Consider the following 20761-nt stretch of genomic DNA (forward strand, 5'->3'; position numbering starts at 1 on the left):
GCCTGCGAGTTTGGTGCGCCTAATACGCGCAGCCGTTTCTCCCCAACCCTACTATTTGGGCTTATGAGCACATCCCCAGATTCCGCCATGCCGCACCAGGAGCACAATGCCCGCCGCTTCATCTGGTCGAACGGCCTGCAGGGCATCGGCGATCAAATCGTTGCCGCCAAAACTGTCCTGCCCTGGCTCTTCACCGCCGCCGGCGTCCCGCATGCGTTTACCTCGCTCCTCGTGCCGATCCGCGAGTCCGGCTCGATGCTCCCCCAAGCCGCGCTCACCCCGTGGATCACCGCGCAGGCGCAGCGCAAGCGCGCCTGGTTGATCGGTTCCTGGGGCCAGGCCATCTCTGCCGCCCTGATCGCGCTCAGTGCCATGCTTTTCGACGGCGCACTCCTCGGCGTCATCGTCCTTCTCCTCCTCGCCGCGCTCTCGGTCTTCCGCGCCCTGTGCTCCATTGCGGGCAAGGATGTCCAGGGCCGCACCATCGCGAAGGGCACCCGCGGGCTGATCACGGGCCGAGCTACTGCCCTGTCTGGTGCCTTTACCTTAGGCATCGGCCTCATCTTGTGGCTCCTGCCAAACGACCTCCCGCGTTGGGCGATCGTAGCCCTTCTGGCCGTGGGTGCCTCCACGTGGGCATTCGCCTCTCTCGTCTTTAGCACCATCAAGGAACCTGCAGAGGATCCCTCTCCGAAATCCAAGGACAACTGGGCCAAGCAGACCTATGACTTGGTCAAGGGCGACAGGCAGCTGCAGAAGCTCCTGGTCGTGCGCTCGCTCATGCTGGTCACCGCGCTGTCCACCCCGTTCATCGTGGTGCTCGCGCAGGAAGAGGGCGCGAACTTGTCCAGCCTGGGCGCGTTCATCATCGCCTCCGGTGGTGCCGCGCTTTTAGGCGGGCGCATCTCCGGTGTCTTTTCGGATCGTTCTTCAAAATCGACGATGGCCTGGGCGGCCGGGGTGGCGTCGACAAGCTTGCTCCTGCTCGTGGCGAGTGCCAACCTCCTGCCTGCCGCGGCCAACGCGTGGATCATGCCGATCGGCTTCTTCGTGGTCAACCTCGCGCACACCGCGGTGCGCGTGAGCCGCAAGACCTACCTGGTGGATATGGCCGACGGCGACCGCCGCACCCTCATTACTGGCGCGGCAAACACTGTGATGGGTGTGGTGCTGTTGCTCGTCGGCGCGCTCTCTTCGGCCATCTCCGTGTTCGGGCCGCAGATCACGCTCATCTTCTTGGCTATTGTCGGTTTCATCGGCGTCGCCTCTGCCGCAAGCCTCAAAGACGTCTCCCGCGGCACCGCATAGCGGCCGATACGTTAACGTAAGAAGACATCTGCCCCCTGTAGTGAATCAAAGGAGCTAAGCGTGGCCAACCACTCTCAGCGCGCCGTCGTCGTTCTCGCGGCCGGCGCTGGTACCCGGATGAAGTCGACGAAGCAGAAGACGCTGCACGAGATCGGCGGGCGCAGCCTGCTCTCGCACTCGCTGCACGCGGCCGCTTCCGTCGAGCCTGCGCACGTCGTGGCCGTGGTGGGCCACCAGCGCGACCAGGTCGGCCCCGCAGTAGATGCGATCGCTGAAGAGATGAACATCCAGATCCTTAAGGCAGTGCAGGAGGAGCAAAACGGCACCGGCCACGCAGTGCAGTGCGGCCTAAGCGCGATCCCGGACTTCGACGGCACCGTGGTGGTGACTAACGGCGATGTTCCCCTGCTGCAGCCAGAAACCATTGACGCGCTCATTGCACAGCACGAGCAGGCACACGCCGCCGTGACCGTACTCTCCCTGGAGTTTGCCAACCCGACCGGCTACGGCCGCATCATCCGCGATGAGGCTGGCAACGTCCGCGAGATCGTGGAGGAAAAGGACGCCAACGATGAGCAGAAGCAGGTCCGCGAGGTCAACTCCGGCGTCTTCGCCTTCGACGGCGCGGTGCTGCGCGACGCGCTGACCCGCATCAACTCTGATAACGCGCAGGGCGAGCTCTACATCACCGATGTGCTGGGCATCGCCCGCGGCGACGGCAAGAAGGTCGCCGCCTTCATCGCTCCCGACGCCCGCGAGCTCGCCGGGGTCAACGACCGCGTGCAGCTGGCCGCGGCTGGCAAGGAGCTCAACCGCCGGCTGGTGGAGAAGGCAATGCGCGGCGGCGCGACCGTCATCGACCCGGAGACCACGTGGATCGGCGTGGACGTGGAGATCGGCCAGGACGTGACCATCTACCCCAACACCCAGCTGTGGGGTTCCACCGTTATTGGGGATCGCGCCGAGATCGGCCCGGACACCACTCTGACCGACATGGAAGTACACGCGGGCGCGAAGGTCGTGCGTACCCAGGGCGAGCTCGGCGTGATCGGCGAGGACGCCACCGTCGGCCCCTTTACCTACATCCGCCCGGGCACCGAACTGGGTGCGCGCGGCAAGCTCGGTGGCTTCGTCGAGTCCAAGAACGCCAAGATCGGCGAGGGCTCCAAGGTCCCACACCTGACCTACATCGGCGATGCGACGGTGGGCCGCGAATCCAACATCGGTGCCTCCTCCGTGTTTGCCAACTACGACGGCGTGAACAAGCACCACACCACGATCGGCGACTACTGCCGCACCGGCTCTGACACCATGTTCGTCGCTCCGGTCACCATCGGTGATGGTGCGTATACCGCCGCGGGTACAGTAGTGACTGAAGATGTCCCGTCTGGCGCGCTCGCCATCAAGGAGGGCCGCCAGCGCAACATCGAGGGTTGGGTGGAAAAGCGCCGCCCCGGAACCGACGCTGCGGAAGCGGCGAAAAACGCACGCGAGAACTAAAGGATCGCAATGACTGGATACTCAACTGAAAGCCACAAGGACCTCAAGGTCTTTTCTGGTCGCGCACACACGGCACTTGCTGAGCAGGTTGCCGAGGAGCTCGGCATCGAGCTGGTGCCTACCACCGCCCGTGATTTCGCCAACGGCGAGATCTTCATCCGCTTCGAGGAGTCTGTCCGCGGTGCGGACTGCTTTGTCATGCAGTCGCACGCACAGCCGCTGAACAAGTGGCTCATGGAGCAGCTCATCATGATTGACGCACTCAAGCGCGGCTCCGCGAAGCGCATCACCGCGATCCTGCCCTTCTACCCCTACGCCCGCCAGGACAAGAAGCACCGCGGCCGCGAACCGATTTCGGCCCGCCTGATCGCCGACCTGCTCACCGCCGCTGGCGCGGACCGCATCGTCTCGGTGGACCTGCACACCGACCAGATCCAGGGCTTCTTCGACGGCCCGGTCGACCACATGCACGCCCAGCCGATCCTGGTGGACTACATCAAGTCCAAGTACTCCCTGGACAACCTGGTCGTGGTCTCCCCGGACGCGGGCCGCGTGAAGACTGCGGAGAAGTGGGCCAACGCGATGGGCGACGCCCCGATGGCGTTCGTGCACAAGACCCGCGACATCGACGCTGCGAACAAGGTCGTCTCCAACCGCGTCGTCGGCGAAGTCGCTGGCAAGGACTGCGTGCTCATGGACGACATGATTGACACCGGCGGCACCATCGCGGGCGCGGTCGGCGTGCTGAAGGAGGCGGGCGCGAAGTCCGTCGTCATCGCCTGTACTCACGGCGTGTTCTCCGACCCGGCGCGCGAGCGTCTGAGCGAGTGCGGCGCGGAGGAAGTCATCACCACCGATACTCTGCCGCAGTCCACCGAGGGCTGGAAGAACCTCACGGTGCTGTCCATCGCCCCGCTGCTGGCGAAGACGATCCGCGAGATCTTCGAAAACGGCTCGGTGACTACCCTTTTCGAGGGCCAGGCATAGCTTGAGTGAATCAACCACCCTCCCGGTCGATGATGGTGGCCTCAAACGTGGCGTAAAGACACGCCACATGCTGATGATCGCCCTGGGCTCATCCATCGGCACGGGGCTGTTCCTCGGCTCCGCGGAGTCGATCGACTACGCCGGCCCGGCGGTGTTACTCGCCTTTCTTTTCGTCGGCGCGATCGTCTACCTGCTCATGCGGATGCTGGGCGAGATGGCCGTGGCCCACCCGGTCTCCGGCTCCTTCGCCGCCTACGCACGCGACTTTATCGGCCCGCGGGCCGGTTTCATCGTGGGCTGGAACTGGTGGTTTACCACCATCGTGGTGGGCATGATCGAGCTCACCGCGATGGGCACATTCCTGGACTTTTGGTTTCCGGAGATCCCCCACTGGCTCACCGCGCTCGTCACTTTGGCCATTGTGGTGCTCATCAACGCCGCCCGCGTCAGCGTGTTTGCGGAGGCCGAGTACTGGCTCTCTTTGATCAAGGTCGTCGCACTGAGCCTGATGATCATCTTAGGGCTCGTGCTGGTGCTCGGCCTCGGCCCCGAGCCCGCGGTGGGCACGGAAAACTTGTTCATCCATGGCGGGTTCTTCCCCAACGGGGCAACCGGCGTGCTCTTCTCACTCGTCGCCGTGACCTTTACGTTCGGCGGCATCATGTCGATCGGCACCGCCGCCGGCGAGGCTGAAAACCCGTCACAGACCATCCCGCGCGCGGTCAACTCCGTGATCTGGCGCATCCTGCTGTTCTACCTGGGCGGCATGAGCGTGATTCTGCTGCTCGCGCCTTGGGACGAGCAGGGCGATTCCGCCAGTCCCTTCGTTCGCGTGCTCACCGCCGTGGGCATCGACGGCGCGGCGCACGTGCTCAACCTGGTCATCCTGGTCGCGGTGGCGTCCGTGTGCAACACCATGACGTACTCGGGCAGCCGCATGCTGCGCGACCTGGCGCGCAACGGCCAGGCTCCGGAGTTCTTCGGGGCAACCACCAAGAAGGGCCTCCCACTTCGGGCGCTGCTTTTCGACGCCGCGCTCATGGGCGTCGTCGTCATCCTCAATTATTTCTTCGAGGGGAAAGTCTTCGCGATTCTCCTGGCGATCATCGTGGGCTCTGAGCTGATCACGTGGGCGTCGATAAGCTTTGCGCACCTGCGCTTCCGTGCAAACGGTGGGCATTCGAGCTTCATGGCACCGTTCTACCCTTATGCCAACTGGCTGTGCGGTGGTTTCTATGTGCTGGTACTCGTGCTGATGGCGGTGCTGCCCGACTACCGTGTCGGGCTCGGCGCGCTGCTCGCCTGGATTGTTGGCCTGAGCATTATTGGAGCGACGCGGAAACAGTCGGCCTAAAATAGGCAGGCATGATCCGCAACGACCTCGCTTCCCTGCCCGCTTACGTTCCCGGTGCGCGCGAGCACTCGCCCGACACCATCAAGCTTTCCTCCAATGAGTCGGCCGCCGGCCCGCTGCCGGCCGTGCAGGAGGCGATGCGCGAGGAACTCGCCGGGGCGAACCGCTACCCGGATATGGGCGCGGTGGAACTGCGTGAAGCCCTCGCCACGCACCTCGGCGTGAGCTCCGAGCAGGTCGCGGTGGGCACTGGCTCCTCGGCGCTGTGCCAACAGCTGGTGTGCGCGACCGCGCAGCCGGGAGACGAGGTGATCTTCCCCTGGCGCTCCTTTGAGGCCTACCCCATCTTCGTGCAGATCGCGGGCGCTACTCCGCGCCCCATCCCCCTTGATGCACACCACCGCGTCGACCTCTCGGCAATGGCGGCGGCAATTAACGACTCCACCCGGCTGATCTTCGTGTGCAACCCAAATAACCCGACCGGGACCACCCTCACCACCGCCGAGTGGGATGCGTTTATGGCAAAGGTGCCCGCGCATGTCACGGTCGCACTCGACGAGGCCTATTTTGAGTACAACCGCGCTACTGATACCCCGGTGGCCACTGAGGAGATCACGAAGTACCCCAACGTGGTGGGCCTGCGCACCTTCTCCAAGGCCTACGGCCTCGCGGGCGTGCGCGTCGGCTATGCGTTTGGCCCGGCGGAGCTCATCGAAGCCATCAACAAGGTTGCCGTGCCGTTTTCCGTCAGCTCGGTGGCACAGGCCGGAGCACTTGCCTCATTGGAGGCATCTGAAGAGCTTGCAGCGCGCGTCGAAGAGACCTGCTCCCAGCGTCAGCGTCTCACCGAGACGCTCAAGCCCTACGGAACACCAGAATCACAGACGAACTTCGTGTGGTTGCCAGATGCCCCAGAAAACCTTGCCGCTGAGATGGCGGCCCAGGGCATCCTCGTCCGCGCGTTCCCCGAAGGTATCCGCGTTACGGTGACCAACGAGGAAGAAACGGACGCGCTCCTTTCTGCCCTAGATACAGTCCTGGATTAGAAGCGCGCGTAGGGGTCGCGCACGCCGATCATCTGCACCTCGGTGTACTCCAGCATGCCCTCCAGCGAGCCCTCGCGGCCCAGGCCGGAGGCCTTGACCCCGCCGAACGGGATAGAGGCATCGGAGACGACGCCGGTGTTGTAGCCCACCAGGCCGAACTCCAGGTGGTCGGAGGCACGCCACATCACGTCCGGGTCCTCGGAAAAGACATACGACGCCAGGCCATACTCGGTGTCGTTTGCCAGCGCCCACGCCTCCTGCTCGGTGCTGAAGGTGAAGATCGGGGCGATGGGGCCGAAGATCTCCTCGCGGAACACCTTCGCGTCCTTCGAGGCACCGGTGATCACGGTCGGTTCGAAGAAGAAGCCCTTGCCCTCGACGGCCTTGCCGCCGGTGAGAATGGTGCCGCCGTGGGACACCGCGTCGTCGACAAGCGCTTGCATGTGCTCCTGGGCCTTCTTTTCCACGAGCGGGCCCACCTCAACACCCTCGTCCATGCCGTTGCCAACCTTCAAATTACTCACCGCCTTGGCCAGCTTGGTGGCGAACTCCTCGGCGATCGACTCGTGGACCAGGATGCGGTTGGCGGCGGTGCAGGCCTCGCCGATGTTGCGCATCTTCGCGGCCTTGACCCCTTCGACGGCACCGTCAATGTCGGCATCAGCAAACACAATCGCCGGCGCATTGCCGCCCAGCTCGAGCGAGACCTTGACCACGTTGTCCGCGGCCAGCTTCATCAGCGCGGAGCCGACCGGGGTGGACCCAGTAAAGGAGAGCTTGCGGCAGCGCGGGTCCTTGAGGATCGGCTCCGAGACATCGGAGGCCGACTTGGAGGAGACGATGTTGATCACGCCCGCCGGCACACCGGCCTCCACCATGGTTTGCACGAAGTACTGCATGGTCAGTGGGGTCAGCTTCGCTGGCTTAATCACCACGGTGTTGCCCGCGGCCAGGGCCGGCGCGATCTTGCGCGTAGCCATAGAAAGCGGGAAGTTCCAGGGCGTGATCAGCAGGCAGGGCCCGACCGGCTTGCGCACGGTGACCATGCGGTTGCCCTTGGCCGGGTAGCGGTTAGTGTGGCCGAAGAAGTGGTTGGCTTCCTCGGAGAACCACAACAGATAGTCGGCCCCGTAGTCCACCTCGCCGAGCGCTTCGGTGTAGGACTTGCCCATCTCCGTGGTCATGATGGCCGCAAACGCTTCCTTGCGCTCCTTGACCAGGTCGTACCCCTTGCGCAGGATCTCGGCGCGCTCGCGGGGCGAGGTGTGCGCCCACCCGGCCTGCGCCTCGTCGGCTGCGGCGAGCGCGTCCAGGGAATCTTGGCGGGTGCCAGACGCCATCGTGGCGATGACTTCCTCGGTGGCGGGGTTGAGCACCTCGTAGGTCTCCCCTTCCGCGCCATCGCGCCACTCGCCGTTGATGTACAGGCGGGTTTCTACCTGGTCCAGGATTGCTTGGATGTCCATGAAGTGTGTCCCTTCTCGTTTTCGTAGGTAAGCACCTTCTGGTCTACCAGCGTGACATAGCTAAAGGGACCACTTTGCAAGTGCTCTACGCCACTTGGCAGGCGACGGTTTGGATGAGATGCCCCGAATTGGATATACTTACCGGGTCTCGGCGAGGGCTGTACAAGCCGTTATCGACGCGATATGTATCCAGACTTTTCAAGCCTGCGATCACTCGACGAGCACCTGTCACGTTCAAGTGGTCGCAGGCTTTTCCTGTGGCCCAACTATTTACAACAAGGAGTCACACATGGCTGTTACCCCGATCCTGGTCCCGGTTGAGAAGCGCGAAGAGTTTGGCAAGGGTGCCTCTCGCCGCCTGCGTCGCGAGGGCCGCATCCCCGGTGTCCTCTACGAAGCTGGCATTGACAACGTGCACTTCTCCGTCGACCGCATTGAGATCTCCGCAATCGTGCGCAACGAGGGCGTCAACGCCATTCTCGAGCTCGAGTACGAGGGCGAGAAGCTGCTGTGCATGGTCAAGCACGTCGATCAGAACGTCCTGACCCTGGACATCGACCACATCGACGTCCTGGGCATTAAGCGCGGCGAGAAGGTCAACGTTGAGGTCCCGGTTGTCACCACCGGCGAGGCTCACCCGGACGCTGTGGTCCTGGTGGAGAACGACCTCATCGAGATCGAGATCGACGCCCTGAGCATCCCGGACGAGCTCGAGGTGTCCATCGAGGGCAAGGAGATCGGCGACCAGATCCTGGCTGGCGACATTGTCCTGCCGGAGGGCGCAGCGCTGCTCTCCGACCCGGAGGACCTGCTGGTCAACTTCACCTACGAGCAGGTTGACGAGGAGCTCGAGGAAGCTGCCGAGGAGGCCGAGGAGGGCGGCGCCGAGGCCGGTGCCGAGTCCACCGAGGAGTCTTCCGAGGAGTAATTCCTTCGCTTAAGTCTCGCCCACTGCCGCGCTCAGTGGGCGTTTCTTTATGCTTAAAGTCGTGTCTTCTTCTCCAGTTCTAGTTGTCGGCCTGGGCAACCCGGGCCCCAAGTATGCAGGCACCCGCCACAACGCGGGCATCGCGCTTATCGACGAGCTGTGCTCCCGCGCCACCCCCATGCCCGCCCAACTCGCGGTGCACAAGCGCACGAATACCGAGGTCGCCGAGCTTGCCGCAGGCAGGCTCCTCCCCGACCGCCAGGTCATCCTCGCCCGCACCCGCGCCTTTATGAACGTCTCCGGCGGCCCCGTCAAGGCACTCGCCGACTACTTCCGCGTGGCACCAGCGGATGTCTTTGTCGCTTACGACGAGCTCGACCTTGATTTGGGCGAGGTGAAACTGCGCAAGGGCGGCGGCGACCACGGCCACAATGGCCTGAAATCAGTCACGAAGTCCTTAGGCGGCAAGCCCTACCACAAGCTCGCTCTAGGTATCGGCCGCCCGCCGGGAAGAATGGCCCCTGCCGACTACGTACTCAAGCCGTTTTCTGCCAAGGAGCAGGTCGATCTGACAATCGCGGCCGCCGATGCGGCGGATCTCTGGTTGAAATCCGTATAAGTTTAAGGGCATGCGCTTAGTTACACTGCGAGTCCCCGGCCACGATTTCACCATCGCCGCCCGCCTGGAGTCCGACACCACCGCCGTGACCTTCCCGGGCTTCCCGGATGTCGGTGCCCTCCTGAAAGCAGGCGATCGCTCTACGTGGCAGGAGGGAGAAAAAGTCGAGTTCACACCCGACCAGCTCGCCCCCGTCATTCCCCGACCGGGCAAGATTATCTGCGTCGGTCTGAACTACGCCAAGCACATCGATGAGATGGGCCACGAGCGCCCCGACGTGCCCACCCTGTTCATCAAGTTCCCCGAGGCCCTCATCGGCCCCTACGACGACGCGGAGATCCCCGACTTCAACGCCGACACCCTCGACTTCGAGGGCGAGCTTGCCGTGGTGATTGGGAAGTACACCCGCCACGTCAAAGAGGCTGATGCGAACAAGCACATCGCTGGATATTCAGTAATCAACGACTACACCCAGCGCCACATTCAAAAGCGCACCAAGCAGTGGCACCAAGGGAAATCACTCGAAAAGACAGCCGGGTTTGGCCCCTGGTTGGACACCGAGTGGCAGCCCGGCCCCGTGCTCACCACCACCGTCAACGGCGAGGTCATGCAGCAGGCCCCCACCGACGACCTGGTGTTCTCACCCGCAAAGCTCATCGAGTTCATCTCGCACCTCTACCCGCTCGAGCCCGGTGACGTGATTGCCACCGGCACTCCCGACGGCGTGGGTCACGCGAGGAACCCCCAGCGCTACCTCGCCGACGGCGATACGGTGCGCGTAGAGATTGAGGGCCTCGGTGCCATCGAGAACACGACTCGGGTCTACCCGGCCAAGTAGGCCTCGATCTCTTTCGCCGGTGCTTCCATGAGTTCGCCGCGGTCTTTGCCCACCAGGCAGTAGTCCGCGTCCGGCGTCATCGGGCGCAGGTAGGGGTAGATCGGCGGCATGTCACGGTAGCGCTTGGTCAACTCGTTTTCTATTCCGCGCGCGGGACGGCCAGAGAATGCCCTGCTCACCACAGTGCGCCGATCAGTGCGCAAGAGTTCGCGGTTCCGCGGGCTCGTGCCGGCCTCGTCAGCTAAGAGGAACGCCGTGCCACAAGCAACAGCATCAGCGCCCAAATCAATGAGCCGCTCCACGTCCTCCGGCCCGCGCACCCCGCCAGCGGCGATGAAGGGAACGCCTAGCTCTGCGACCTCCTCCACGATGGTGTCCAGGTAGAGCGTGTCCGGCACCTCATCGGGAGACCACGTGCTGCGGTGCCCCCCCGCCTCGGGCCCCTGCACGATCAGGCCGTCTGCGTTCCACAGGTCCCCAATAGCCTCCCGCGCGTCCTCGATGCGAGTCACTGTGACCCACACCTCCGAGCCCACCGAGTGCAGCCGCTCGACGTGCTCGGGGTGCAGCGGCCCGAACGTCGTACTCACGATCGGCGGTGCCGCTTCAACTACCAGCTCAAACTTTTCCTCGAAACCGCTGGTGACATCGGCCTGTGGGACCTCAGCGCCGAGCTCGGCGGCGACCATCTCGACGTCGATAAGCGAAGGCTCTGGCTGCGGCATGAAGAGATTGACGCCGAAGGGCGGCTCACATGCTTTGAGCCAGGTGCTGGCCTGATCAACAGTGCAGGTGCCCAGCGCCAAAAACCCGAAGCTGACTGCATTCACTAGCTCTGGCGTGGTCGGGCCGCCCGCCATTGGTGCGGCGACGATGCGTGGAAGGTCCATGGTTATGCTTGTCCTCGTGTTCGATTTTCTCAAGCGCTTCCGGCCCGCGTCCCCTACCGCTGAGTGGCTCGTGATGGGACTGGGCAACCCCGGCCCCAAGTACGAGACCACCAAGCACAACGTGGGCGCGCTCGCTGTCGACCAGTCTGCCAAAAACCTGGCCCCCGTGCGGGGGATCAAGGCAACGGTGGAGCACATTGGCGACGTCGCGTGGGCCCGCCCCACCACCTTCATGAATCTTTCCGGCGAAGCGGTTGCTCCCCTCGCAAAGCAGCTCGGCGTACCGCCCGAGCGCATCGTGGTCATCCACGACGAGCTCGACCTGCCCGCTGGCAAGGTACGCATCAAGCTCGGCGGCAATGAAAATGGCCACAACGGGCTCAAATCCATCACCGAGCACCTGGGCACCCGCGACTACGTGCGCGTGCGCGTCGGCATCGGCCGCCCGCCGAAGGGCGTCGCTGTCCCCGACTGGGTGCTCGGCCCTCTAGATGGCAACGAGGCGATCGAGACAGCAGCCGAGGCCGCGCGGCTTGTTTGCTCAGACGGTATCGCTGCCGCGCAAAACGAGATCCACGCGAAGAGCTAGGCCAGCGCCTGCTCGATATCGCCGAGCACCGTGGTCAGGTCCTTGTGCTTCTGCTCGCGCGGCTGGGGGAGGTCGTCGAAAAGCGACAGCGCGACCTGGTTGCGCACGCCGAACATGGAGAAGTTCGCCACGATCTGACGCCAGTGCTCGACTGCGCGGACTGCACCGTCAGCACCGTAGCCGACGAAGGCCACCGGCTTTGCGGCCCACTCGGAGCCCAGCGAGTCAAAAGCGTTCTTCATCGCGCCCGGCACCGAGTGGTTGTACTCGGGGGTGATGAAGATGAATCCGTCGCAGGCGTCGATTGCAGCCGACCACTTGGTGGTGGCCTCGTCCGCGTACTGCTTGTTGGCGGCACCGGGGACCGTTTCCGCCTCCAGCAGCGGGACGCGGAAGTCCGCCAGGTCGAGCAGCTCGTAGTCGTAGCCCTCACGACCTGCTGCGTTGTCCATGACCCACTTGGCCACGGACTCGCCTGCGCGGCCCTTGCGGATGGAGCCAAGGATGACACCGATCTTCATGAATTTCTCCTTCCCGCCAACATTGTTGACGTGTCTACATTGGGTACAGAATGTATCCTAGCATCTCGAGAACTTTTCCAAATCCGCCGGGCTTCCCGCCGCGACGATGAGGTCGGAGCGACGCAGCTCAGACCCCGCCTCAAGCGGCACCCACCGCCCCTGTCCCTGCCGCACAGAAACAAGTTGCACACGGTAGTTTTTCCACACGTCCGCAGGGTCGAGAGGCTTTCCAACCACCGCTGCTGGCGCACTCAGCTTGGTCACGCCGTAGCCTTCTGCAATCTCGGCGAAGTCCTGGAAATCGCCGCTGAGTAGGTGCGCCACGCGCCGGCCAGTGTCGCGCTCCGGGCGCACCACGTGGTGCACACCAATCTGGGAGAGGATGCGCGCGTGGGCCTCCGAGTCCGCTTTCGCCCAGATGTCTTTGACCCCTATTTCCACCAGGTTGGAGGCGGTCAGGATGGAGGCCTCCAGGTGCGAGCCGATCGCCACGACGACGCGCTCGACCTCCTCGATCCCGAGCTGCTGCAAGGCCTCCGGGTCGGTGCCGTCGGCAATCAGCGCTTCGGTGAGGTAGGCGACCTGCTCGCGCACCTCCTTGTCGCCGACGTCGATGCCTAGCACCTCGACGCCGTTGTCCATCAGCTCGTGCGACAGCGCGGTGCCGAACCTCCCCAGGCCGATCACCACGACCGGCGGGATATCAATCGTTGCGCGAGAACGGAAAAACTTAGCCAATGAAGGGCCTTTCTTCGGGGTAGCTGAAGCGCCTGTCGACGGTCCGTGCCGCCAACGCCGCTACCAGGGTGGTTGGGCCAACTCGGCCCAGGTACATGATCATGCACAGCACAAGCTTCGACGTTGTTGAAAGGTCCGCCGTAATACCTGTAGACAATCCGGAAGTGGCAAAGGCGGAGATCACCTCAAAGGTGACCTGATCTGCCGTGAACTGTGGGTCGAAAATGCGCAGCGTGGCCACGCCGACAACAACCACCACCACACCCGCGACGCTCAACGCGAGTGCCTGGCGGGTCACCGTATGCGGCACGCTACGGTGCCCAATTGTCGTGTTTTTACGACCGCGGAACTCGGCCGCCATCGCCGCAAGCAGCACACAAAACGTAGTCACCTTGATCCCGCCTGCGGTACCCGCGGATCCTCCGCCCAGGAACATGAGCATGTCCGTGCCCATGAGCGTGATTGGGTGGGCCTGCCCATAGTCCACGGCATTAAACCCAGCGGTGCGCGGAGAAGCACTCGCAAAGAAAGCGTTAAGCAGCTTCTGCCCTAGCGGCATCGGCCCCAGGACCCCGCGCCACTCCGCGCAGGCGAAGAACACCATGCCAAGGAGTAAGAGAAGACCCATCGCCCAAAGCGTCATGCGCCCGGTGATAGATATCCTGCGGCGTACCAGCTCCGCCCAGACGGGAAACCCAAGGCCACCGCCAATCAGCGCGGCGGCCAGCGGCAGCAGGATCCACGCGTCGGCAGCAAAGGAAACGAGATTGTCGCTGTGCGTGGAAAATCCCGCGTTGTTGAAGGCGGAGATCGCGTGGAAGATGCCCTCCCACGCCGCACGCGGGAAGGAATACCCATAGCCCAGCATCAGCCGCGCGCCCACGAGCACCGCAATCGTGGCCTCGACCACCGCGGTAAACGCGAAGGTAAAGATGAGGGTCCGAAGAATACCCCCGGACGTCATCGGCCGCCCCTCGTACGCCCCTGTCTTGCGTGCCTTCAAACTGATGCGTCCGGTCAAAATATACCCGGACAGTGAGGCCAGCGACATGATGCCGAGCCCACCGAGCTGGATCAGCACCAGGATGATCACTTGGCCCGCGGGACTGTAGAAGGTAGCTGTGTCCTCCACAATCAGGCCCGTCAGCGAGACCGCAGAGGTCGCTGTAAACAGTGCCGAAAGGAACGAGGCACCTCCAGCAAAAGGCATCATCAAAAGGACAGTACCCACAATGATGAGCAGCAAAAACCCGGAGGCTGTCAGCCGCGCTGGGCTCGAAAGCAACTGCTTCACGCTCTCGAACTATAGACCCCTTTTTCCCACCGCGTAGACTCTTCGGCATGAGTTCTGTCGCTTCCGAGGCCACACGCCGCCGCACCTTCGCTGTCATCGCCCACCCCGACGCCGGTAAGTCCACGCTTACCGAGGCGCTGGCGCTGCACGCACACGTCATCTCGGAGGCCGGCGCTGTCCACGGCAAGGGCAACCGCAAGTCCACGGTCTCCGACTGGATGGACATGGAAAAGGACCGCGGCATCTCGATCGCCTCCTCGGCCCTCCAGTTCGAGTACGCCCCCGCCGACCACGAGGGCGAGCCCTACGTGATCAACCTGGTGGATACCCCTGGCCACGCCGACTTCTCCGAAGATACGTACCGCGTCCTGTCCGCCGTGGACGCCGCGGTCATGCTTATCGACGCCGCGAAGGGCCTCGAGCCCCAAACCCTCAAACTCTTCCGCGTCTGCAAGGCCCGCGGACTGCCGATTGTCACCGTGGTGAACAAGTGGGACCGCGTTGGCCGCGAGCCCCTCGAGCTTGTCGACGAGATCGTCAACGAGATCGACCTCCAGCCCACTCCCCTGTACTGGCCCGTCGGCGAAGCGGGCGACTTCCGCGGGCTGGCCCACATCAGCGACGAGGGCGAGGCCGATACCTACGTCCACTTCATCCGCACCGCGGGCGGTTCCACCATCGCGCCGGAGGAGCACTACTCTCCCGACGAAGCCTCCGACAAGGAAGGCGAGACGTGGGACACCGCCGCCGAAGAGGTCGAGCTGCTCGCCGCCGATGGCGCCCTGCACAACCAGGAGCTCTTTGAACAGTGCGTGACCTCCCCGATCATCTTCGCCTCCGCGATGCTGAACTTCGGCGTCCACCAGATCCTCGACACGCTGTGTGCGATTGCCCCGGCACCCCGACCGAAACAGGACCGCGAGCTCGACGGCGAGTTTTCCGGCGTGGTGTTCAAGGTGCAGGCGGGCATGGACCGCAACCACCGCGACACCCTGGCGTTCATGCGCGTCGTCTCCGGCGAGTTCGACCGCGGCATGCAGGTCACGCACGCTCAATCGGGCCGGACCTTCTCCACCAAATACGCGCTGACCGTCTTCGGGCGCAACCGCGACACGGTGGAAACCGCCTACCCGGGCGACATCATCGGCTTGGTCAACGCCGGCTCGCTCGCCCCCGGCGACACGATTTACACCGGCAAGGCCGTCCAGTACCCGCCCATGCCGCAGTTCGCGCCCGAGCACTTCCGCACGCTGCGTGCCAAGTCGCTGGGCAAGTACAAGCAGTTCCGCAAGGCACTTGACCAGCTCGACGCCGAGGGCGTGGTGCAGATCCTGCGCAACGACCTGCGCGGCGACGCCGCCCCGATCATGGCCGCAGTCGGCCCGATGCAGTTCGAGGTCATGCAGGCCCGTATGGAAGTGGAGTACAACGTGGAGACGGTCACCGAGCCCGTCCCCTACTCCGTGGCGCGTCGCACCGATGCAGAATCCGCGGAGGCGCTCGGTCGCCAGCGCGGTGTGGAGATTTTCACCCGGAGCGACGGCGAACTCATCGCGCTGTTTGGCGATAAGTGGAAGCTCGCCTTCGTGGAGAAGGAGAACCCGGACCTGACAATCGAGCCGCTCATCGCGGATTAACTGAGGAATTCTTCCCACGCGGGCCACTCGCGCTCGAACTGCTCCTTACCCGCCACGTAGTTGCGTTGGAGTCGGCTCGTGCGCCGCTCGATGGATTCCGTCTGCATGTTGTCCGGGAAGAAGACGAGCGCATCACCTGCACTTTCTGCGGCGAGGATCTCGCGTTTGGAGGCGTTGTAGCGCGCCGGACGCTCGTGCAGCGCCGCGCCGATTTCCGGGTAGCGGCGAAACATGCCGCGCACGGCGGTCGGCTGCACCAGGGGTTTCTTCCAGTAGTCGCGGGGGCGGGTTGCTAGGACGAGAAAACGGGTGAAGCCGGCCTGGCGCGCGGCGTCGATAAGCAGGCCCCCTGAGGCCCCGAGGGCACCGTCGACGTAGGGAACCCCCTCGATCAGCGTGATCGGCATGACTTTGGGCACGGTGGATGAGGCGCGCGCCGCACTGCTGACCAGCGAAGGGTCTTGCAGAAAGTCTCCTCTCCCCCAACTCACCGTGGTGCCGGTATCCGCGCGCATCGCCTCGACGTGGACCTGCGTGGGCGAAGCAGCGAAAGAGGCGAAGTCGAAAGGCAAGAGCTTCTCGGCGTGCCCGTAGATGAAGTCCGAGTTGAAGTAGCCCTTGCCTTTGGCGAATTTGAGCACGCCGCCGAAGTGGGGATGCGCTGCCAACTCTGTGAATGCGGCGCGCGCTCGATTCGGATCGGCCGACGCGTAGTTCAGCGCGTGGACCGCTCCGGCGGAAACCCCGCCGACCCAGCCAAACCTGACTTGTTCGATGAGGTGGACGATCGCGGGGGCGGTGTAGGAATTGCGCATCCCGCCGCCCTCGATAATCAGGGCCACATCCCGCGCATCGATCATGCGCCAAAGTCTAGAGCCAAAATGCTGGTCCTGCTGGGTAAGGGATTCTTCGTCATCGCACTCTGCCGCGCGATTAAGGCCGCTCGTTAAGGAATTCCCGGATCGCTTCCCACTCGCGCTCGACCTGCGCTTGGCCAGAAGCATAGTTGGCCTTGAGCTTTTCCACGTGCATCTCCGTGGATTCCACGCTCATCTGCTCCGGGTAGAAGACATAGGCATTACCCTCGGCCTCTTGCCGCTTCACCTCGGCGAGCGCCTCGTTGTAGATGCCGGGTCGCGCGAGCATGGCATCCACCACGCGCGGGGTGCGGCGCAGGATGCGTCGCAAAGCACGCTCCCGCTTCTCCGGCGGCTTGACGTAGTCGCGCGGGCGGGTGAGCACCACCAAAAACCTTTGGAAGCCCGCGTCTTTTGCCGCCTGGATGAGGATGCCGCCAGAGGTCCCCAGCGCGCCGTCGACGTAGGGCACGCCGTCGACCTCGCGCATCTTCATCACTAGCGGCAGGGTGGACGAGGTCCGCGCGGCGATATTGATCTGCTCAATCGTGCGCAGATCTTCGCGGCTGTAGGCGACGGTCTCGCCCGTGTCGGCGCGCACCGCCTCGATGTGGATCTGCTCCTCGGTGTGCAGAAAGGTCTCGAGGTCAAAGGGCAGCTTCTGCTCGTAGCCCTCGTAAATAAACTCGCCGTTGAGCAGCCCTTTGCCGCGCACGACGGTGCGCCACCCACCGAACTCGCGATTGCCGACAAAATCGGTGAAAGATGCGTGCGAGCGCTCCGCATCCCGCGAGGCGAAGTTCAATGTGTGGCTCGCGCCCGCGGAAACGCCGCCCACCCAGCCAAACTGCACATTGTTGGCGATGAGTTTTTCCACGACTGGCGCGGTATAGGAATTACGTGTGCCCCCACCTTCGAAGATGAGGGCGGTATCGCGGGCGTCGATAAGCACTGGCTCGATTGGCATGGGCCTATCCTAGAAGATCGACCCGGGAGTTCTTGACTTCCCGCTCACTCCGCGCAATCCAACGCTGCACCTTCAGGCGCCACTTCGTCCCCTCACTAGAACGCGGGCGCGCCTGAATCGTACGCTCGGAGTCGTAGCCAACCTGCAGCTCTTTCGCGCGGAGCACTTCCGCGTCAATCTTCACCCCTTCGAGCAGCACGATGTTCATCACCCAGACCAGCGCGAGCACTGCCAGCACAGTCCCGAAGGCTCCATAGGCACTACGCACACCGATCGTGGAAAGGTAGACGCCAAAGCCCCACCAGAGCAGGAAGCCGACGAGCAGCGCGGCCGCGGATCCCAGGGTGAGCAGCCGGAACCTCCCCGGCCGCACGTTGGGACTGAAGTAGTACATCAGTGAGAGCAGAATCATCGCCATCAAAACGATAGTTGGGCCCCGCAGATACCCCCACACCGGCAGGAACTTCCCGGTCAGATAATCCAGCACCCCTTCGAGCCCGAGCGGCCGCGCGATTGGCCCGAGCACCGTCTCCACGATCGATTCGGTCAAAAGCGTCCCGAGCAAAATCCCGACCGCACCAACGACCAGCATCAGTGTGATCAGCCACATCGTCACCCACGTCACCACCATCGGCCGCCCCTCGGTGCGCCCATAAACCAGGTTGGCGTTGCGCGAAAAACTGCGCACGTACGCCGACGCCGCAAGCAGCGAAAGCACCAGGGACACGGTCAGGGCCACAGTGCTTTGCGACGGCGTACCCACAATCACTTCCAGCAAATTCATCGCCTCACCACGCAATGCCTCCGGCACGTAGTTCTGCACCAGCTGGGCCAGGAGCTGGTCGACCGCGCCCGGGTCACGCGACAGCAGCAGCGTGGCGATCGCGTACGTCGAGACCACCATCGGTGCGAGCGAAAGCACCGTGTAATAGGTCAGGGTCGCGCCGCGGTCTACCATCGCGTCGTTGGAAAAATCGGCGACCAGACGCTTGGCCACCAGCACCCACCCCGCCTTAGTGAGCCGATTACTTTTGTCGAGCGGATTCGGCTTGGTGTCCGGCGGAGGCGGGACATCGAGCTCGCCAATGCCGTAGGGCAGCACGAAATCGATGCGGCGCGAGACAATCTCGGGGCCCTTTTCGGCATCTTCCATAGTTTCTAGGGTATCGCCCCCTGGGTAAAACCCGCGCAGGTGTTGGGGTGATTCGAACAGAGGATTGGGGAAAGTACCCGCTCTGCGGGCCGCATTCGCACTTCTGTTCTAATTTTCGAGAAATTTTCGTTCCCATGTTCGGGTGGGTCTATAGAGTGCGGTGCATGAACACTTTAGACAACGAACGCCCTTGTACACCCTTCTTTCGAATCGACAGACCAGGCGACGCCAATTGCATGCTCGGGCGCGCCCTGCGAGAAGCCGAGCATGCGCTGTTTAGCCCGTTTAGTAAAGATGACACTTGCATCGAGGACTTCGACCTCGCCGTCGACCGCTTAGCCCAGCAAACCGGGCACGCAAAGACCGTCATCCGCGGCGGAATCTTGGCATACAACCGGCTCGTAGATCTGCCACAGCTCCGCGCGCTGCAGGACGAGCACACGCGGCTTTCGCTCGGCCACCTGCGCGCGATCCACCGCAAGATCGACGAGCTCGGTCCCGAGGCGGACGAAGAGCTCCTCGCCGACATCGACGCCTACCTTGCCGACCTCTTTACCCCGACCAAACCGAACCAGCCTTTCCCGGACCCCGCAGCAGTTACGCGCAAGCTGCGCGAGGAGATCCGCCGTATCGATCCGGGCTTGAGCTACCTGCCGCGCAGGCGTCGACAACGCGAAGCGCAGCGCGAAAACAGCGCGGAGTTTACGCACGAATCCTTCGGAGGCCGGCGCAAGGGCGTCCTCTTCCTCACCACCGACACGACGACGCTGTCCGCGGTGCGTGCGTTCGTGGAGGAAACCGCACGCGAGCACAGCTTAAGCCTGCACGACGCGGTCATTGGGCTGCTCAGCGGAACGTATTCCCCAGCCGCGAAGGCCAACATCCAGGTCTATGCGCCCAAGGGCCGCAAGGCCGGCGAGCCCGTCTTCATCCCAGGTTTCGGATGGACGGACCCGGAAGCCACGGTCGCTTTCGACGAAATGTGTGAACAGGTCCCTCCGCGAACCGTCGACCTGGAGGCGGCAGCGTCTGCGAAAACCGACAGCTACACCCCCACCGCCGCGATGCGCGCACTCGCGGAGGCCCGCGACGGCACTTGCTGCTACCCCGGCTGCAGTCGGCCCGCGCACACCTGCCAGCTGGATCACCGGATTCCCTTCGGCGAGGGCGGCGAAACGTGCGTGGACAACCTCTACTGCCTCTGCCAAAAACACCACAACGTGAAGACAGATAAGCAGGCATTCTACGTGCCCGACCCGGCCACAGGCGACATCATCTGGCTCTACGAGGACGGCCACTACGAGATCGCTGAGTCCGAGGGCATCCTCGACCAGCAACTCGGCACCCCGCACCCCCGCTGGGTTTCCTCCCTCGAGGCGGTGAAACAGAATCGGGCCAAGATGGCGGAATTCAACGCCCGCGGGCACGCGATCATGGATCAATACGACCGCGACGGTGACGTCGTCAGCTGTGAGCTCGCCCTTGCAGAGCTGGAAGACGCGTTCGGCATGCGCTTCCAGTTCCACCCCGACCCCGAGACGATGGTGCCGCAGCAGGCACCGGACGAGGAGGAGCCCCCGTTCCCGGACTACGAGTTTGAGAACAACCCCGACAACTATTGCATCGACGACGCGAACCTGCCACTACCGACGGCCGGATAGACTTCCACCATGGCTTTCTTAGAACGCATCCGCGCCCTCTTCACCGGAGACGACACCGCCCCGCTTGTGGAGTACCCCGAGGAGTTCGAGCGCGTGGAAGTCCCCCGCCTCGAGGTACATACTGCGAACTTGTCGCCGGATACCGACGAAGTCCTGGTCATCCTCACCACCACCCCGGCGCTACTTGGCGTGCTCAAAGAGACTCCCGGCCCCGTGCAGGCGGTGTGTGAGGGTGCGCGGCCGGTGACGTTCGTGCCCGTCGAGAAGCGAGCGGACCCACTGCTCGACCCGAACCTTGGGTGGTTGATCCCTGTGACGGAGGCGACTCGTCGTGAAATTGCGACAACCCCCGATGGGCCCGGGGCGCACGAGTTGTCCTCGCTGCACCTCGGGCTAGTGTTGGAGTGA

General features: G+C 63.7%; 20 protein-coding genes. 12 read left to right on the forward strand and 8 right to left on the reverse strand.

Going from position 1 to position 20761, the window contains the following annotated elements; translation table 11 throughout:
• Positions 1 to 63: 63 nt before the first annotated feature.
• From HMPREF2550_RS03285 to hisC, 5 genes are all read left to right on the forward strand, one after another.
• On the forward strand, positions 64 to 1308 hold the full coding sequence (locus tag HMPREF2550_RS03285; RefSeq protein WP_070789784.1) for an MFS transporter: 1245 nt from the start codon (positions 64 to 66) through the stop codon (positions 1306 to 1308).
• Positions 1309 to 1368: 60 nt separating this feature from the next.
• A complete protein-coding gene (glmU, locus tag HMPREF2550_RS03290) occupies positions 1369 to 2808 on the forward strand; it encodes a bifunctional UDP-N-acetylglucosamine diphosphorylase/glucosamine-1-phosphate N-acetyltransferase GlmU (protein ID WP_070789675.1) in 1440 nt (479 codons plus the stop codon).
• Positions 2809 to 2817: 9 nt separating this feature from the next.
• On the forward strand, positions 2818 to 3795 hold the full coding sequence (locus HMPREF2550_RS03295) for a ribose-phosphate diphosphokinase (RefSeq protein ID WP_070789677.1): 978 nt from the start codon (positions 2818 to 2820) through the stop codon (positions 3793 to 3795).
• Between the two features lie 67 nt (positions 3796 to 3862).
• Positions 3863 to 5149: an amino acid permease gene (locus HMPREF2550_RS03300; RefSeq protein WP_070789679.1), complete on the forward strand. Its 1287-nt coding sequence runs from the start codon at positions 3863 to 3865 to the stop codon at positions 5147 to 5149.
• Positions 5150 to 5160: 11 nt separating this feature from the next.
• On the forward strand, positions 5161 to 6195 hold the full coding sequence (gene hisC / locus HMPREF2550_RS03305; protein WP_070789681.1) for a histidinol-phosphate transaminase: 1035 nt from the start codon (positions 5161 to 5163) through the stop codon (positions 6193 to 6195).
• On the opposite strand, the gene HMPREF2550_RS03310 is transcribed toward hisC, so the two are convergent.
• On the reverse strand, positions 6192 to 7661 hold the full coding sequence (locus tag HMPREF2550_RS03310) for an NAD-dependent succinate-semialdehyde dehydrogenase (protein ID WP_070789683.1): 1470 nt from the start codon (positions 7659 to 7661) through the stop codon (positions 6192 to 6194). The genes hisC and HMPREF2550_RS03310 overlap by 4 nt on opposite strands.
• A gap of 289 nt (positions 7662 to 7950) precedes the next feature.
• On the opposite strand from HMPREF2550_RS03310, the gene HMPREF2550_RS03315 reads away from it, so the two are divergent.
• The 3 genes from HMPREF2550_RS03315 to HMPREF2550_RS03325 all read left to right on the forward strand — a co-directional run bounded on the left by HMPREF2550_RS03315 (position 7951) and on the right by HMPREF2550_RS03325 (position 10046).
• Positions 7951 to 8589, forward strand: coding sequence for a 50S ribosomal protein L25/general stress protein Ctc (locus HMPREF2550_RS03315; protein WP_070789685.1), 639 nt, complete (start codon positions 7951 to 7953; stop codon positions 8587 to 8589).
• A 61-nt stretch (positions 8590 to 8650) separates the two neighbouring features.
• The gene (gene pth / locus HMPREF2550_RS03320; RefSeq protein ID WP_070789687.1) at positions 8651 to 9208 is read left to right on the forward strand and encodes an aminoacyl-tRNA hydrolase; all 558 of its coding nucleotides are present in this window, start codon (positions 8651 to 8653) and stop codon (positions 9206 to 9208) included.
• A 10-nt stretch (positions 9209 to 9218) separates the two neighbouring features.
• Complete coding sequence (locus HMPREF2550_RS03325; protein WP_070789690.1) at positions 9219 to 10046, forward strand: fumarylacetoacetate hydrolase family protein; 828 nt, start codon at positions 9219 to 9221, stop codon at positions 10044 to 10046.
• On the opposite strand, the gene HMPREF2550_RS03330 is transcribed toward HMPREF2550_RS03325, so the two are convergent.
• The gene (locus HMPREF2550_RS03330; RefSeq protein ID WP_070789692.1) at positions 10031 to 10936 is read right to left on the reverse strand and encodes a nitronate monooxygenase; all 906 of its coding nucleotides are present in this window, start codon (positions 10934 to 10936) and stop codon (positions 10031 to 10033) included. The genes HMPREF2550_RS03325 and HMPREF2550_RS03330 overlap by 16 nt on opposite strands.
• Positions 10937 to 10952: 16 nt before the next feature.
• On the opposite strand from HMPREF2550_RS03330, the gene pth (HMPREF2550_RS03335) reads away from it, so the two are divergent.
• Positions 10953 to 11525, forward strand: a complete 573-nt coding sequence (pth, locus tag HMPREF2550_RS03335) for an aminoacyl-tRNA hydrolase (RefSeq protein ID WP_371441166.1) — start codon at positions 10953 to 10955, stop codon at positions 11523 to 11525.
• Here pth (HMPREF2550_RS03335) and HMPREF2550_RS03340 read toward each other — a convergent pair.
• From HMPREF2550_RS03340 to HMPREF2550_RS03350, 3 genes are read right to left on the reverse strand one after another with little or no spacing between them, the layout of a single operon-like run.
• A complete protein-coding gene (locus HMPREF2550_RS03340) occupies positions 11522 to 12046 on the reverse strand; it encodes an NADPH-dependent FMN reductase (RefSeq protein WP_070789696.1) in 525 nt (174 codons plus the stop codon). The genes pth (HMPREF2550_RS03335) and HMPREF2550_RS03340 overlap by 4 nt on opposite strands.
• 57 nt (positions 12047 to 12103) lie before the next feature.
• Positions 12104 to 12784, reverse strand: a complete 681-nt coding sequence (locus HMPREF2550_RS03345; RefSeq protein WP_070789697.1) for a potassium channel family protein — start codon at positions 12782 to 12784, stop codon at positions 12104 to 12106.
• Entirely contained in the window at positions 12777 to 14078 is a 1302-nt protein-coding gene (locus tag HMPREF2550_RS03350) for a TrkH family potassium uptake protein (protein ID WP_070764717.1), read from the reverse strand. Before HMPREF2550_RS03350 ends, HMPREF2550_RS03345 begins: the two co-directional genes overlap by 8 nt.
• 47 nt (positions 14079 to 14125) lie before the next feature.
• Here HMPREF2550_RS03350 and HMPREF2550_RS03355 point away from each other — a divergent pair, with 47 nt between their 5' ends.
• Positions 14126 to 15715, forward strand: a complete 1590-nt coding sequence (locus tag HMPREF2550_RS03355) for a peptide chain release factor 3 (protein WP_070789699.1) — start codon at positions 14126 to 14128, stop codon at positions 15713 to 15715.
• Here HMPREF2550_RS03355 and HMPREF2550_RS03360 read toward each other — a convergent pair.
• The 3 genes from HMPREF2550_RS03360 to HMPREF2550_RS03370 form a co-directional block, all read right to left on the reverse strand.
• Positions 15712 to 16575, reverse strand: coding sequence for a patatin-like phospholipase family protein (locus HMPREF2550_RS03360; protein ID WP_070789701.1), 864 nt, complete (start codon positions 16573 to 16575; stop codon positions 15712 to 15714). The genes HMPREF2550_RS03355 and HMPREF2550_RS03360 overlap by 4 nt on opposite strands.
• A gap of 73 nt (positions 16576 to 16648) precedes the next feature.
• On the reverse strand, positions 16649 to 17539 hold the full coding sequence (locus HMPREF2550_RS03365) for a patatin-like phospholipase family protein (RefSeq protein ID WP_070789703.1): 891 nt from the start codon (positions 17537 to 17539) through the stop codon (positions 16649 to 16651).
• A gap of 4 nt (positions 17540 to 17543) precedes the next feature.
• Complete coding sequence (locus HMPREF2550_RS03370; RefSeq protein WP_070789705.1) at positions 17544 to 18692, reverse strand: YihY/virulence factor BrkB family protein; 1149 nt, start codon at positions 18690 to 18692, stop codon at positions 17544 to 17546.
• A gap of 236 nt (positions 18693 to 18928) precedes the next feature.
• On the opposite strand from HMPREF2550_RS03370, the gene HMPREF2550_RS03375 reads away from it, so the two are divergent.
• Both HMPREF2550_RS03375 and HMPREF2550_RS03380 read left to right on the forward strand, forming a co-directional pair.
• A complete protein-coding gene (locus HMPREF2550_RS03375) occupies positions 18929 to 20353 on the forward strand; it encodes an HNH endonuclease signature motif containing protein (protein WP_070789706.1) in 1425 nt (474 codons plus the stop codon).
• Positions 20354 to 20362: 9 nt separating this feature from the next.
• Positions 20363 to 20761, forward strand: coding sequence for a hypothetical protein (locus HMPREF2550_RS03380; protein ID WP_070789708.1), 399 nt, complete (start codon positions 20363 to 20365; stop codon positions 20759 to 20761).

This window comes from Corynebacterium sp. HMSC074A01, assembly GCF_001831515.1.
Taxonomy (GTDB): domain Bacteria; phylum Actinomycetota; class Actinomycetes; order Mycobacteriales; family Mycobacteriaceae; genus Corynebacterium.

What these genes read in the sequence shown, in the direction of transcription:
- HMPREF2550_RS03285 (WP_070789784.1), top strand. Translation starts at nt 64, where the DNA reads ATGAGCACATCCCCAGATTCCGCCATGCCGCACCAGGAGCACAATGCC.
- HMPREF2550_RS03295 (WP_070789677.1), top strand. Translation starts at nt 2,818, where the DNA reads ATGACTGGATACTCAACTGAAAGCCACAAGGACCTCAAGGTCTTTTCT.
- HMPREF2550_RS03300 (WP_070789679.1), top strand. Translation starts at nt 3,863, where the DNA reads ATGCTGATGATCGCCCTGGGCTCATCCATCGGCACGGGGCTGTTCCTC.
- hisC (WP_070789681.1), top strand. Translation starts at nt 5,161, where the DNA reads ATGATCCGCAACGACCTCGCTTCCCTGCCCGCTTACGTTCCCGGTGCG.
- HMPREF2550_RS03310 (WP_070789683.1), bottom strand. Translation starts at nt 7,661, where the DNA reads ATGGACATCCAAGCAATCCTGGACCAGGTAGAAACCCGCCTGTACATC.
- HMPREF2550_RS03315 (WP_070789685.1), top strand. Translation starts at nt 7,951, where the DNA reads ATGGCTGTTACCCCGATCCTGGTCCCGGTTGAGAAGCGCGAAGAGTTT.
- HMPREF2550_RS03325 (WP_070789690.1), top strand. Translation starts at nt 9,219, where the DNA reads ATGCGCTTAGTTACACTGCGAGTCCCCGGCCACGATTTCACCATCGCC.
- HMPREF2550_RS03330 (WP_070789692.1), bottom strand. Translation starts at nt 10,936, where the DNA reads ATGGACCTTCCACGCATCGTCGCCGCACCAATGGCGGGCGGCCCGACC.
- HMPREF2550_RS03340 (WP_070789696.1), bottom strand. Translation starts at nt 12,046, where the DNA reads ATGAAGATCGGTGTCATCCTTGGCTCCATCCGCAAGGGCCGCGCAGGC.
- HMPREF2550_RS03355 (WP_070789699.1), top strand. Translation starts at nt 14,126, where the DNA reads ATGAGTTCTGTCGCTTCCGAGGCCACACGCCGCCGCACCTTCGCTGTC.
- HMPREF2550_RS03360 (WP_070789701.1), bottom strand. Translation starts at nt 16,575, where the DNA reads ATGATCGATGCGCGGGATGTGGCCCTGATTATCGAGGGCGGCGGGATG.
- HMPREF2550_RS03365 (WP_070789703.1), bottom strand. Translation starts at nt 17,539, where the DNA reads ATGCCAATCGAGCCAGTGCTTATCGACGCCCGCGATACCGCCCTCATC.
- HMPREF2550_RS03370 (WP_070789705.1), bottom strand. Translation starts at nt 18,692, where the DNA reads ATGGAAGATGCCGAAAAGGGCCCCGAGATTGTCTCGCGCCGCATCGAT.
- HMPREF2550_RS03375 (WP_070789706.1), top strand. Translation starts at nt 18,929, where the DNA reads ATGCTCGGGCGCGCCCTGCGAGAAGCCGAGCATGCGCTGTTTAGCCCG.
- HMPREF2550_RS03380 (WP_070789708.1), top strand. Translation starts at nt 20,363, where the DNA reads ATGGCTTTCTTAGAACGCATCCGCGCCCTCTTCACCGGAGACGACACC.